Origin of the sequence: Erwinia sp. (genome assembly GCF_031978025.1) — a bacterium.
Lineage (GTDB): Bacteria > Pseudomonadota > Gammaproteobacteria > Enterobacterales > Enterobacteriaceae > Erwinia.
The window spans coordinates 1-13,384 of sequence record NZ_DALZCD010000104.1; the positions used below are offsets into that span (position 1 = coordinate 1).

Here is a 13,384-nt window from a genome sequence, read left to right on the forward strand (position 1 = left end):
CGGCATTGAAGGCGAAATGATGGCGCAGCAGCTCAAGCAGCTGCTGCAGCTAAACCTGCTACCGGAGCTGGAACAGCGCAGGGCGCAGCAGATCCTACGCGAACTTAACCAGCATCATCGCCATAAGTTTGCCCATTTCGACGAAAGTTTTGTCAGTAAACTGCTGAGCCATCCGCAGGTACCTGAGCTTATTCGTACCAGCCCGCTAACCCAACGTGAATGGCAGGTGCTGGGGCTGATCTACTCAGGCTACAGCAACGAGCAGATCGCGGGAGAGCTGGACGTGGCGGCCACCACCATCAAAACCCACATCCGCAATCTTTATCAGAAAATGGGCATTGCGCACCGTCAGGATGCGGTACAGCATGCCCGGCAGCTGCTGGAAGTGATGGGCTATGGCACGCCGGATCTCGCGGTGCCGTGCCAGCTTTAACTGACAAAATGCCGCTTATCCAGTTTCCTCAGCGCCAGCGCCAGCAGCAGGCTGCCCAGCAGCGTCAGCGTAAACACCAGCGGAATATCCAGCAGCGGACGATGGGTGTGATCGAGCTGATGCGTGCGCATAAAGTGAATAAAGAGGGCGTGGAAGCCGTAAATTGGCAGCGAATTACGTGAAATAACGCCTAACACCGGCAGGATGCGGGTATTTAGCGCATTTTTAAACAGCACCAGCAGGCTGACCGCCGCAATAAATACGACCGGCCCGCAGTAAAGATACCAGGTATCGGCAAAGGCGCCGTTGATGGCCATTTGCTTTTTCGTGCCTACCGCAATACCCGCCACGCAGGCGATAAACACCGCTCCGGCCAGCCAGCTGACGTTACGTCCGCCAGTATTCATGGTGCCGATGGCGCGGCCAAACAGCGCGTAAAGCACGTAGTAAAAGCTGTCGCCGTTAATATAGAGATTCAGTGGTAGCCAGTGAAAATGGCCAATCGACCGATCCACCGTGTTGGGATTCGCCAGCACGGCCAGCACCAGCGTCACCGCCGCCAGATAGCCTGGGCGCACGTTTTTAACCTGAATCAACGGCGAAAGCAGGTAGATAGCGATAATCGCGAAGAAAAACCACAGGTGGTAAAAGACCGGTTTTTGCAAAAGCAGCCGGATGGAGATCCCCTGGCTGATAGGCGTGAGCCACGTGATGTAGGCCAGCGCCACCGCGCTGTAAAACAGCAGACAAAGTACGATACGCAGAAAATGGCGCCCCTGCGCGCTACGCTCGCCAAAAAACAGAAAGCCGGAAATCATAAAAAAGATCGGCACGCAGACTCTTGAAGCGGAGTTCAGCAGGTTGGAGAGATCCCACGTGTGTTCGCCTACTTTCGGCGCGTTGGTCACATACCAGGTGGTGGTGTGGATCATAATCACCATCAGGCAGGCCACCGCCCGCAGGTTATCTATCCAGGCTATTTTTTCCTTCATGTTTTCCTCTGCTGGCATCAATGCGTATCAGAGGGTAGCCGGGCGGCAAGTTTTCAACAACTCCGACGGCCAAAATCCCCCGCGCTGACTTTGTCCCTGCCCGCCGCACCGGTTAAAAAGACAGCTCGGTAAGGAAGGCTTTACGACCGGACTGCGCAAAAAACGCTCGCTGTCTGAAAGCAGGCCGCGGCAAGCATCTTTGCCGTGCGAAATACGCTTTCGCCAGCTTTTTGGTTATTTTCTTTTCGTGCAGAAGACAAGCATAACGTATGCGGATAAATACCTGGCTAAGAAATACAGATAGTCATAACGCGATAAATAATTTCACTGCGTACTATTTTATAAAGTGAAATCTTTACTTAAAAAACCCTCACTTCCTTTATTTTACCTTATTAATATAAGAATAATTTTCTTTACTCCACACCTCGCCCCGCCCTGTTATCGGCAAAAAAAGTATTAACTTTATATTTTTATTTATAGCAGACCCACACTTAAGATAAATCTCAATATTTATATTAAACCTTAGCGGGTTAAATTATAAGCCTCTGTTTTTGTTTAACTTATTTTTTATTAGCCCGCGCTCTATGTTAAGAAAATATCATCTATACAACTGAAAATCCCAGGATACACTCCGTTTCACTACACTAATTTTTCACTTTCATGAGGGCTGTTTCTCGGACGGGCTTTCGCCTGAACCCTTGACGCCTGACATCGCATAGAACCAGGGCACTGTAATAAATAGCTGATTCACCTGACGCAATTAATTAAAACTAAATCAAATATTATCAGAGATAAAAATGAAGAACCTACTCGACAGAATTAACCTCCCTGCTAAATTTTTGCTGCTGGGAGCCTTTGCGCTAATGCTTTTTGCTTTACCCACTTTTATGTTTATTCAAACCGGCAGCAAAATTATTGAGGCAAAACAAACTGAATTAACCGGCGTGCCGACCGAGAAAAAAATGCTGGCGCTGTTGAATTTGCTGCAGCGTCATCGGGCGCAAAGTGCTATCGCTATCGCTCAGCACAATCCGGCCACCGCGCCCCGCCTGGCGCTGGCAAGCGAAATTAACCGTCTGACGGAAACCCTTGCGGCCGACCTTCGTCAGGCCGATCCCCAGGCATCGCCCTTAAAACGTCTGGCGCTTGTCACGGAGGAGTGGAACGGGCTGGAATCGGACATCAAAGCCGGTACGCTGACGCCAGAGGCAAGCCTGACTCGCCATACGCACCTGATCCAGACGCTGCTGGATACCAATCAGGATGTGCTGGACTTTTACGGCCTCACCCTTGATGCAGATTTAAATACCTACCAGACCATTATCAGCACCTTTGTCCGCCTGCCTCTGCTGACTGAAACATTGGGGCAGATCCGCGGCATCGGTGCCTCCCTGATTGCAGGTGGTCCTGTCAGCGATGTGGATTACAGCCGGATGGCGTTTAAGATCGACAGCGGCAAGACGGCCCTGGCTCAGTTCAGTACTAACCTCGATAAGGTCTTCCTTATTGAGCCCGCTCTTAAGCCGGTCTTTGCCGGACTGTCGGAAGAAGCCAATCAACAGGCATCCGACGCGCTACGCCTGGCTGATTCGATCTTTGTCAGCAGCCATGCCAGCGTCGTGCCGGCTGAGTATGTCAGCATCTTTACGCAGGCCATTAACCGCTATGCCGAACTGGGCGATAAGGCCAGCAGTCGTCTCGAAATGCAGCTACAGCTTCAGATTACCGAGCGCCGTCATGCTCAGTACTGGCTGCTGGCAGGCCTGTTCGCGGTTGCGCTTCTGGTCATTTTGCTGGCAACGACGATCGTGCGTTCCGTCACCCGCCCACTTAAACAGGCGGTAGAGATTGCCAGTCGTGTGGCCGCAGGCGATCTGACGGCGACCCTGAACGTTTCCGGAAACAATGAAACGGCCGAACTGCTGAATGCTTTAATGCTGATGCAGCAGCGTCTGGCCCAGCTGGTTTCAGATATCAAAAGCAATGCCGCCACTATCGCCAACTCTTCCGAAGAGATTGCGAAAGGAAACGGTGATCTTTCTTCCCGAACCGAAGAGCAGGCAGCCTCGCTGGCAGAAACCGCGGCCAGCATGGAACAACTCGCCGCCATTATTCAGCAAAATAACGACAGTACACGCTACGCTTCCAGCCGGGCAGTTTCCGCAACCCAGGCCGCACTGCTCAGCGGCGAAGCCATGGACTCGGTAATGGATACCATGGGCAAAATTCGCGGCAGCTCCGGTCAGATTGAGGAAATTATTTCCGTCATCGACAGCATTGCGTTTCAGACCAATATTCTGGCGCTGAATGCCGCAGTAGAAGCGGCCCGTGCCGGCGAGCTGGGTAAAGGGTTTGCCGTTGTGGCAGCAGAGGTACGCGCACTGGCGCAGCGCTCAGCCAGCGCCGCACGCGAGATCAAGGTTCTGATCGATCAGTCTGTCAGCCATGCGCAGGAAGGGATCGCTATGGCGCAGGACGCCGGTGAAAAAGTTAAGCAAAGCGTAAGTGCGATTGAGCAAACCTCGCAGCTTATTCGCGATATTTCTTCTTCATCAGAAGAGCAAAGCAGCGGCATCTCGCAGATCAACATCGCCGTGAATCAGATGGATCAGGTTACGCAGCAGAACGCGGTGTTGGTTGAACAGTCCGCCTCCTCTGCCGACGAGCTGGCAGACCAGGCTGGGAATTGGCGCAACATGGTGGCGCTGTTCCGCACGGCTTAATGGTTTTAGCCGGACAGAAGCCCGCAGCCCGTTGCTGGCTTCTGTTTTTTGTTTGTCTGCACGCGAATAGAAGCGTAGCCCCACTGGCCCAGGCGCGGCTTAGGACAGATTGGCGCGCTGCGGCCTGCCGTGCAAAAGTCCCTCCTGACGCTCCCGCTTTTCTTCCGGCAACATCGGGCTGACTAACCGGCGGTCAAAGGGTATACTGGCGCCCACTTTTAAAACCGTCTCGCGTGCGAAAACAACATGCAAAAGTTTGATACCAAGACATTTCAGGGTCTGATCCTGACCTTACAGGATTACTGGGCACGCCAGGGCTGCACTATCGTACAGCCGCTGGATATGGAAGTCGGCGCGGGCACCTCTCACCCGATGACCTGCCTGCGCGCGCTGGGGCCGGAGCCGATTGCCGCCGCCTACGTGCAGCCTTCCCGCCGTCCTACTGACGGCCGCTACGGCGAAAACCCGAACCGCTTGCAGCACTATTATCAGTTCCAGGTGATCATCAAGCCGTCGCCGGACAATATTCAGGAACTCTACCTTGGCTCGCTGAAAGAGCTGGGTATGGATCCGACCATCCACGATATCCGCTTTGTGGAAGATAACTGGGAAAACCCAACGCTGGGCGCATGGGGACTCGGCTGGGAAGTCTGGCTGAACGGCATGGAAGTAACGCAGTTTACCTATTTCCAGCAGGTGGGCGGCCTCGAGTGCAAGCCAGTGACCGGTGAAATTACCTATGGCCTGGAACGTCTGGCGATGTACATCCAGGGCGTGGACAGCGTTTACGATCTGGTCTGGAGCGACGGCCCGCTGGGCAAAACCACTTACGGCGACGTGTTCCATCAGAACGAGGTGGAGCAGTCCACCTATAACTTTGAATATGCGGACGTCGATTTCCTCTTCAGCTGTTTCGAACAGTATGAAAAAGAAGCGAAAAGCCTGCTGGAGCTGGAAAAACCGCTGCCGTTGCCGGCCTACGAGCGCATCCTGAAGGCGGGTCATACCTTTAACCTGCTGGACGCGCGCAAAGCGATCTCCGTGACCGAGCGCCAGCGCTATATTCTGCGCATCCGCACCCTGACTAAAGCCGTGGCTGAAGCTTACTATGCGTCTCGTGAGGCGCTGGGCTTCCCGATGTGCAATAAAAAATAAGAGGCAGCCATGACTGAAAAAACATTTCTGGTGGAGATCGGCACCGAAGAGCTGCCGCCGAAGGCGCTGCGCACGCTTGCTGAAGCCTTTGCCGCAAACTTTACTGCCGAACTGGATGCCGCTGGCCTGACGCACGGCGAAGTAAACTGGTATGCTGCGCCTCGTCGCCTGGCGCTGAAAGTCGCAGACTTAAGCGCTGCGCAGCCCGATCGCGAAGTGGAAAAACGTGGCCCGGCTATCGCTGCCGCTTTTGATGCTAACGGCGTCGCGACTAAAGCAGCAGAAGGCTGGGCGCGCGGCTGCGGCATTACCGTAGAGCAGGCCGAGCGCCTGAGCACCGACAAAGGTGAATGGCTGCTGTATCGCGCCCACATGAAAGGCGAAAGCGCACAGTCGCTGCTGCCTGCGATGGTTGCCACCTCGCTGGCGAAGCTGCCAATCCCTAAACTGATGCGCTGGGGCGATTCCGACGTGCAATTTGTGCGCCCGGTGCATACCGTGACGCTCCTGCTGGGCGAAGAGAGCATTCCGGCGACCATCCTGGGCATTAATTCTGCGCGCACAATTCGCGGCCACCGCTTTATGGGCGAGCCGGAATTCACGCTCGACAATGCCGATCAGTACCCGCAGATCCTGCCGGAACGCGGCAAAGTTCAGGCCGATTTTGAAGCACGTAAAGCCCGCATCAAAGCGGATGCCGAAGCGGCCGCAAAAGAGATTGGCGGCCATGCCGATCTGAGCGACAGCCTGCTGGAAGAGGTGACTTCACTGGTTGAGTGGCCGGTGGTGCTGACGGCGAAATTCGAAGAGAAATTCCTCGCGGTACCGGCCGAAGCGCTGGTTTATACCATGAAGGGCGACCAGAAGTACTTCCCGGTTTATGACGATGCAGGCAAGCTGCTGCCGCACTTTATCTTTGTGACCAATATCGAGTCGAAAGATCCTCAGCAGATTATTGCCGGTAACGAGAAAGTGGTTCGTCCACGCCTGGCGGATGCCGAGTTCTTCTTTAATACCGACCGTAAACAGCGTCTGGAAGATAATCTGCCGCGTCTGGAAACCGTACTGTTCCAGAAAGAGCTGGGCACGCTGCGCGATAAAACCGATCGCATTCAGGCGCTGGCGGGCTGGATTGCCGGGCAAATTGGTGCCGACGTCAATCATGCGACCCGTGCTGGCCTGCTGTCCAAGTGTGATCTGATGACCAACATGGTGTTCGAATTTACCGACACCCAGGGCGTGATGGGCATGCACTATGCGCGTCATGACGGCGAAGCAGAAGACGTGGCCGTGGCGCTGAACGAACAGTATCAGCCGCGTTTTGCCGGTGACGATCTGCCTTCCAGTCCGGTAGCCTGCGCGCTGGCCATTGCGGACAAAATGGATACCCTGGCGGGCATCTTTGGCATCGGCCAGCATCCGAAAGGCGATAAGGACCCGTTTGCCCTACGCCGTGCTGCGCTGGGCGTGCTGCGTATTATCGTTGAGAAGAACCTGCAATTAGATCTGCAAACGCTGACTGAAGAAGCGGTTCGCCTGTACGGCAGCAAGCTGAGCAATGGCAAAGTGGTCGATGAAGTGATCGATTTCATGCTGGGTCGTTTCCGTACCTGGTATCAGGAAGAAGGCCACAGCGTGGATACTATCCAGGCCGTGCTGGCTCGTCGCCCTACTCGTCCGGCGGATTTTAACGCCCGCATGAAAGCCGTTTCCCACTTCCGGACGCTGGAGGAAGCCGCTACGCTGGCCGCCGCCAACAAGCGTGTTTCCAACATTCTGGCGAAATCCAGTGAGACGCTGAATGACAGCGTGCAGGCTTCACTGCTGAAAGAAAACGAAGAGATCCAGCTGGCAACGTATGTCTCAGCACTCAGCAGCAAACTGGCGCCTTACTTTGCAGAAGGCCGCTATCAGGATGCGCTGATCGAACTGGCGCAGCTGCGTACCGCTGTGGACAACTTCTTTGAGAAAGTCATGGTGAACGCCGATGACAGCGCGGTACGGATCAACCGTCTGACGCTGCTGGCAAAACTGCGTGAGCTGTTCCTGCAGGTAGCGGATATTTCGCTGCTGCAGTAAGGGGTTTCAGCGCGGGAAGAGCGGACAACTGTCCGCTCTTTTTTTTGGTTTTTTAATCGCGTTGACCCGCTTTCATATCAATAACAAAACGATACTTCACGTCGCCTTTCAGCATCCGTTCAAACGCCATTTCCACCTCTTCCAGGCGGATCACTTCCACGTCTGACACAATGTTGTGCTCGCCACAGAAATCCAGCATCTGCTGCGTTTCCGCAATGCTGCCGATAGAGGTGCCGGAAATACTCAGGCGCTTAAAGACGACGGGCGTCACGTTTGGCGACTTGTGTGGCGCATCCGGGATGCCGACCAGCACCAGGTGTCCATTCGTTTTCAGCGTGTTGAGGTAAGGATCGAGATCGTGCGGGGCCGCCACGCAATCGAGAATAAAGTCGAGACTGTTAGCCTGCGCCGCCATTTGCTCTGCATCTTTAGAAATCACCACGCTGCTGGCACCCAGGCGCAGCGCATCTTCGCCCTTGGCAGGCGAAGTGGTGAACAGCACGACTTCTGCACCCAGCGCGCTTGCCAGCTTGACGGCCATATGGCCCAGGCCGCCCAGACCGATAACGCCTACACGTTGGCCGGGCTGAATGTTCCAGTGTTTAAGCGGCGACCAGGTAGTGACGCCCGCGCACAGCAGCGGCGCGACCGCGCTCAGCGTCAGATTCTCCGGCACGTTCACTACGAATTTGCTGTCCACCACGATGCTGTCAGAGTAGCCACCAAAGGTTTTGCCGCCGATAACTTTTTCTTCGCCGTTATAGGTGGCGGTAAAACCCGCTTCGCAATACTGCTCTTCGCCCTGATGACACTGGGAACAGTGGCCGCAGGCGTCAACCATCACGCCGACCCCCACCAGATCGCCTGCTTTAAAGGCGCTAACGTCGCTGCCGGTAGCGATAATGCGGCCTACAATCTCATGGCCAGGCACCAGTGGAAAGGTGCTGACGCCCCATTCGTTGCGTGCCATATGCAGATCGGAATGGCAAACGCCGCAGTAATGAATATCGATATGCACATCGCCGGATTGCAGTTCACGGCGCTGGAATTCAAAAGGTTCGAGTGAAGTGGTGGCAGATTTCGCTGCCAGGCCTTTAACCTGCATGTGGCTATCCCCTGTTGGGCAAAGCGGCGTAGAGTAGAGAAATGCGCAGGCCGGGGCAAGCCAGAATTGTAAACGGAGCCGGATAAATGGACTCGTTAAAAACATAAAACCCGCCAGAGGGCGGGTTTTTCAACAACGGGTACAGCATGCTGCTGTCCTGCCTGCTTTTTACTATCCCAGCAGCTCACGGCTGAGACAAGGATTTGATTGGATCAACAGCATTAATTTTTGAGCACTGCGCGAAGGTTTACTGCGCTTCGCTTCCCAGCTCTTAACCGAGGAAACACTAACGCCCATTGCCAGGGCAAACTCATCCACTTCCATACCGGTAATTTCCCGTATACGCTTTGGCTCGGGCATCGACACTTCACCCTTTAATGCGGGAGCGGCCTGGATAATTTCACGCGTAAGCACAATGTGCTCAAGGCTGGACAACAACTCACCCATAGGGTCTTTAACTTCCATAGAGCACTCCTCATAAAAATCACGAATGTGAACAACCAGAGGGAGGATCCGAGGCCCGGATCCCGAATACTGGCGAACAACAGCCTGAGGTGCTCAATGAGACAGCGCAGGTTAACGCCAGGAATTTTAGTATGGGCGCAAACGCAAAGTTTTGCGCTCAATTTTTTGACTATTTTTTAAACCTGCACGCCAAAAATCTTTACAAGGGCCCGACCGGCTTCAGGCCGCGCCATAGAGGGCCTGAAGTGGTAACGATTACAGCAAAAAGCCTCGCGTTACGCTTAATTTCCTGAAACGGTTATGGACAGAACCCGCGTTTTTTTAACATAAGCTACCCGTTTTATCGCGGGCGGATGACAGGATGCCGCGCCGGGTCAGGAAATACAAAGGAAGCGCGGGCAACACGCTGTCGTTCTGAATGCTCTGCAGGTATCGGAAACCGCCCTGACGCAGAAAAATAAGTTTTCTTCATGTTTGAGCCATCGATTCCCGTATCCTCGCCCGTCGAGTTGAACTATTCTTCAGAGGCGACACAGGTCGCCTTTTGCTTGTAGCATTTCTATTACAGGAGTTACTTCCGATGATGACAGGAACCATTCGCGGCTGGATGCGTCTGCTGGTGCCTTTTATGGCGCTGATGCTGGTGTTTCAGCTAACGGGTTGTGGTGATAAAGAAGCGGATCAGCGCAAAGCCTTTATCGATTTTCTGCAAAATACGGCGATGCGCAGCGGCGAACATCTGCCCGCCCTCAGTGAAGACCAGAAACAGCGTATCGGCAATTATGCCAGCGACTACGCGATTATTTACGGATTTTCTCAGCAGGTTAACCGCGCTGTGGATAGTGGCCTGAAGCCGGTAGTGGATGAGTTGTCGGCTATTCGCACGCCACAGGACTACCTGACCCATCGCGATTCTTTGCGTCAGGCCAGCGGGTCGCTGGACGTGCTGGCGCAGCAGATCCAGACGGCGAAAACGCAGGCCGACAGCAGCAAAGCCGGACTGAAACAGCCTGCGGACCTGAAAACAGTTTACGACGCTCTCTACAGCAAAGTGGTTACGCAGCCTGCTGATTCACTGCTGCCGCTGCTGCCTGCGCTGCAGAAGCTGAGCCAGGATGCCGTGCAAACAGGTGATTTCCTGCAGCAGCAGGGTTCACAGGTAAGCTTCAACGGTCAGACCATCCAGTTTCCCAGCCAGCAACAGGCGACTCAGTACAACACGCTCATGAGCAATATTTCTGCTAACGCCCATGCGCTTGGCCAGGCGCAAAACACGCTTCAGGGTCAGTAAGTTTTTGCTGCGGGTCGCGCCCGGTGGGCGGCCCGCTTCTTATCCAGGCCTCTTTTCCTTAGCCAATAGCGTCATCACACCTTACCCTGCAAATAAATTGTGATTTTCATCACGTATCAGGCATAAAGTCCGCGAAAGAAAGCGTGATATCAATCACATAACGCCGCTCCGCAGGCCCGTTTACTGACCAGGATCCGCCTGTTTTTCGTCCTTTATGTGATCAATATCACGTATTAACCCCGCACCTACCGCACCATTGAGTGACACAGATCACACTTTAGCGGGTGAGTACGCAGCGTCATCAACGCGTGCTAGAGTCCGCCTGCACAGGGCTACGTTTTAAACAAAAATCAGCGCGCTCTCTTGTCGGCGCGTACCAATAAGGGGTGTGCTTGTATGTCCTCATCAGATATCAAGATTAAAGTGCAGAACTTTGGTCGCTTTCTGAGCAACATGGTAATGCCAAACATCGGGGCCTTTATCGCCTGGGGTATTATCACGGCGCTGTTTATTCCAACCGGCTGGCTGCCAAACGCAACCATGGCCAAACTGGTTGGCCCAATGATCACCTATCTGCTGCCATTACTGATTGGCTACACCGGCGGACGTCTGGTGGGCGGCGATCGCGGCGGCGTGGTCGGTGCTATCACCACCATGGGCGTGATTGTCGGCGCGGATATGCCTATGTTTCTCGGCTCGATGATTGCCGGCCCGCTGGGCGGCTGGGCGATCAAGAAGTTTGACCGCGTCGTTGACGGCAAAATCAAGAGCGGCTTTGAGATGCTGGTCAACAACTTCTCTGCCGGTATTATCGGGATGCTGCTGGCCATTCTGGCGTTCCTGGCTATCGGGCCACTGGTGGAAGGGCTGTCGCATATTCTCGCCGCTGGCGTGAATCTGATGGTGCAGAACAACCTGCTGCCGTTGACCTCTGTTTTCGTCGAACCGGCAAAAATCCTGTTCCTGAACAATGCTATCAACCACGGTATTTTTTCACCGCTGGGTATTCAGCAGGCCAGCGAAGCCGGCAAGTCTATTTTCTTCCTGATTGAAGCGAATCCCGGCCCGGGTATGGGCGTGCTGATGGCCTATATGTTCTTTGGCCGCGGCAATGCCAAACAGTCCGCTGGCGGCGCAGCTATTATTCACTTCCTGGGCGGTATCCACGAGATCTACTTCCCTTACGTGCTGATGAATCCGCGCCTGATTATCGCCGTGATCCTGGGCGGTATGACCGGTGTCTTCACGCTGACGGTATTAAATGGCGGCCTGGTTTCTCCGGCTTCTCCGGGGTCTATCCTGGCCGTACTGGCAATGACGCCAAAAGGCGCGTACTTCGCTAATATTGCCGCTATCGTGGCTGCTTTTGCGGTCTCTTTTGTGGTTTCCGCCATTCTGTTGAAAACCAGCAAGGCGAAAGAAGAAGACGATATCGAAGCAGCGGCGCGTCGCGTTAGCGAAATGAAGGCGAAGTCCAAAGGCCAGACCGTAACCACTGCCACCGCCAACGAAGGCATGAACGGCGACCTTAGCCACGTGCGCAAAATCATCGTTGCCTGCGATGCCGGAATGGGCTCCAGCGCCATGGGTGCCGGCGTGCTGCGTAAAAAGGTCAACGATGCAGGACTGAGTAATATTTCCGTTACCAATACCGCCATCAATAACCTGCCGGGCGATGTGGATCTGGTGATTACCCACCGCGATCTGACCGAACGTGCGATACGTCAGGCGCCGCACGCTCAGCACATCTCGCTGACTAACTTCCTCGACAGCGGCCTCTACACCGATCTGACTTCCCGACTGGTGCAGGCAAACCGCAGCGAAGGGAATCGTGAAAAAGTCACTGCCGCGCTGAGCGACAGTTATGATGACGGCCAGCAGCATCTGTTCAAACTGGGCGCGGGCAATATCTTCCTGGGCAATCATGCGACCGACAAAGAGCAGGCAATCCGCTTCGCGGGTGAGCAGCTGGTAAAAGGCGGTTACGTCGAGCCGGAATACGTTGAGGCGATGCTGGATCGCGAGAAGCTGACGCCAACCTATCTGGGCGAATCTATTGCCGTACCCCATGGTACCATCGAGGCCAAAGATCGCGTGTTGAAAACGGGCATTGTGTTCTGTCAGTATCCGCAGGGCGTGCGATTCGGCGAGGATGAAGAGGATATCGCCAGGCTGGTTATCGGTATTGCGGCCCGTAATAATGAGCACATTCAGGTCATCACCAGTCTGACTAATGCGCTGGATGACGACAGCGTCATTGCCCGCCTGGCGACAACTAACAGCGTACAGGAAGTGCTGGATCTGCTGTCAGGTAAGCCGTCAGCGTAAGCGGGCCGGAAAAATTACCCCAGGGCCGGGCATGCCCGGCTCTTTTTCGGGTCGGGCCTGCCCGGCCTTTCATTAATATGGGAAAAATTATGAAAGCTCTTCATTTTGGCGCCGGCAACATTGGCCGTGGTTTTATTGGCAAGTTGCTGGCAGATGCGGGCGTGCAACTCACTTTTGCCGACGTTAACCAGGTGGTACTGGATGCGCTGAACGCTCGTCACGAATACCCGGTTCACGTGGTTGGCGAGCAGGCGCAGATAGAAAAGGTTAAGGGTGTCAACGCGGTTAACAGCGCCAGCGATGAAATCGTTCCGCTGATTGCAGAAGTGGATTTGCTGACCACGGCAGTTGGCCCGCAAATCCTGGAGCGCATTGCAGGCGGCATTGCCAAAGGGCTGGTGCAGCGCCATGAAAGCGGTAATGCGCGTCCGCTGAACATTATCGCCTGTGAAAATATGGTCCGTGGTACCAGCCAGCTGAAAGGCCATGTGCTGAAAGCGCTGCCGGAACAGCATCACGCCTGGGTAGAGGCGCACGTCGGCTTTGTTGACTCGGCCGTGGATCGTATCGTCCCGCCGTCTGCCGCTGGCACTACCGATCCGTTGGAAGTGACGGTAGAAACCTTCAGCGAGTGGATCGTTGATCAAACCCAGTTTAAAGGCGAGCCGCCTGCTATTGCGGGTATGGAGCTGACCGATAACCTGATGGCGTTTGTTGAGCGCAAGCTGTTCACGCTGAATACCGGCCATGCGATTACCGCCTATCTGGGCCAGCTGGCAGGCCACGCCACCATCCGCGACGCCATTCTGGATG

General features: G+C 54.7%; 10 protein-coding genes. 7 read left to right on the plus strand and 3 right to left on the minus strand.

What is annotated here, in order from left to right; all coding sequences use genetic code 11:
- Positions 1–433, plus strand: a 433-nt coding sequence (locus RTK32_RS10275) for a LuxR C-terminal-related transcriptional regulator (protein ID WP_312043614.1), incomplete at its 5' end; no start/stop codon positions are given.
- On the opposite strand, the gene RTK32_RS10280 is transcribed toward RTK32_RS10275, so the two are convergent.
- Positions 430–1,425 (minus strand): acyltransferase, encoded by a 996-nt coding sequence (locus RTK32_RS10280; RefSeq protein WP_312043615.1) that lies wholly within the window; start codon positions 1,423–1,425, stop codon positions 430–432. The genes RTK32_RS10275 and RTK32_RS10280 overlap by 4 nt on opposite strands.
- Before the next feature lie 797 nt (positions 1,426–2,222).
- On the opposite strand from RTK32_RS10280, the gene RTK32_RS10285 reads away from it, so the two are divergent.
- The 3 genes from RTK32_RS10285 to glyS all read left to right on the plus strand — a co-directional run bounded on the left by RTK32_RS10285 (position 2,223) and on the right by glyS (position 7,382).
- On the plus strand, positions 2,223–4,148 hold the full coding sequence (locus RTK32_RS10285) for a methyl-accepting chemotaxis protein (protein WP_312043617.1): 1,926 nt from the start codon (positions 2,223–2,225) through the stop codon (positions 4,146–4,148).
- Positions 4,149–4,394: 246 nt separating this feature from the next.
- Positions 4,395–5,303 (plus strand): glycine--tRNA ligase subunit alpha, encoded by a 909-nt coding sequence (gene glyQ, locus RTK32_RS10290; RefSeq protein WP_312043619.1) that lies wholly within the window; start codon positions 4,395–4,397, stop codon positions 5,301–5,303.
- Between the two features lie 9 nt (positions 5,304–5,312).
- Positions 5,313–7,382 (plus strand): glycine--tRNA ligase subunit beta, encoded by a 2,070-nt coding sequence (glyS, locus tag RTK32_RS10295; protein WP_312043621.1) that lies wholly within the window; start codon positions 5,313–5,315, stop codon positions 7,380–7,382.
- Positions 7,383–7,434: 52 nt separating this feature from the next.
- Here glyS and RTK32_RS10300 read toward each other — a convergent pair whose 3' ends face one another.
- Positions 7,435–8,487 (minus strand): NAD(P)-dependent alcohol dehydrogenase, encoded by a 1,053-nt coding sequence (locus RTK32_RS10300; protein WP_312043623.1) that lies wholly within the window; start codon positions 8,485–8,487, stop codon positions 7,435–7,437.
- Positions 8,488–8,658: 171 nt separating this feature from the next.
- Positions 8,659–8,952 (minus strand): HTH-type transcriptional regulator, encoded by a 294-nt coding sequence (locus RTK32_RS10305; RefSeq protein ID WP_312043625.1) that lies wholly within the window; start codon positions 8,950–8,952, stop codon positions 8,659–8,661.
- A gap of 580 nt (positions 8,953–9,532) precedes the next feature.
- Between RTK32_RS10305 and RTK32_RS10310 the strand changes: the two genes are divergently transcribed.
- The 3 genes from RTK32_RS10310 to RTK32_RS10320 form a co-directional block, all read left to right on the plus strand.
- Complete coding sequence (locus RTK32_RS10310; RefSeq protein WP_312043627.1) at positions 9,533–10,243, plus strand: DUF3053 domain-containing protein; 711 nt, start codon at positions 9,533–9,535, stop codon at positions 10,241–10,243.
- A gap of 396 nt (positions 10,244–10,639) precedes the next feature.
- The gene (locus RTK32_RS10315) at positions 10,640–12,571 is read left to right on the plus strand and encodes a PTS mannitol transporter subunit IICBA (protein ID WP_312043629.1); all 1,932 of its coding nucleotides are present in this window, start codon (positions 10,640–10,642) and stop codon (positions 12,569–12,571) included.
- An 89-nt stretch (positions 12,572–12,660) separates the two neighbouring features.
- Positions 12,661–13,384: mannitol-1-phosphate 5-dehydrogenase (locus RTK32_RS10320; protein WP_312043630.1), on the plus strand; the 724-nt coding region annotated here is incomplete at its 3' end.